1 protein-coding gene is annotated in these 692 nt (G+C 43.1%); it reads left to right on the forward strand.

The features are described 5' to 3' along the window. Positions 1 to 188: hypothetical protein (locus tag ACXIUA_RS10945; protein WP_457976850.1), on the forward strand; the 188-nt coding region annotated here is incomplete at its 5' end. Between the last annotated feature and the right edge of the window lie 504 nt (positions 189 to 692).

Genomic DNA, 692 nt, shown 5'->3' on the forward strand with positions numbered 1-692 from the left:
ATGGAATATCCACAGTCTCTAAACTTTATAGCAAAGCCTATGAGGATTTATGTTATAGTCCAGTCAATCCTAAAGGAAATCAATCCCAAATACTCCCTGGAAGGACTGATGCTGAAGCTCCAATACTTTGGCCACCTGATGCAAAAAACCGACTAATTGGAAAAGACCCTGATGTTGGGAAAGATTGAGGGCAGGAGAAGGGGGTGACAGAGGATGAGATGGTTGGATGGCATCACCAACTCAATGGACATGAGTTTGAGCAAGCTCCAGGAGACAGTGAAGGACAGGGAAGCCTGGCATCCATGGGGTTGCAAAGAGTCGGACACGACTGAGCAACTGAACTGAACATATGCCTTTAAATTTGCCTTTTTAAAGAAAATTTTATCCAGACACATGGTTAAATATTCAAGCACTATAATAAAATACATTACAAAAGTCTGTTTTTCCGCCAGTCCTCCCTTACCTCAATCCACCCCACTGCCATCTCCCCTTGGCCTCTCTCATTTGTCCAGTTCTGGGACAATTGAATAATCTGGAATGTATCCAAGAATTCAGAATGTATCCAAGAGTCCAGAGGGGGCCTTAGGGAAAACAGACACCCTCTTCTTCTTGGTTTCCCTGACAATCAGAAGCAATAAAGCTTTAGCTACAAAATTTTGGATGCTTACTATGCTTCATGTGCGATACTGAGC

This window comes from Corynebacterium sp. UMB8791 (assembly GCF_054166365.1).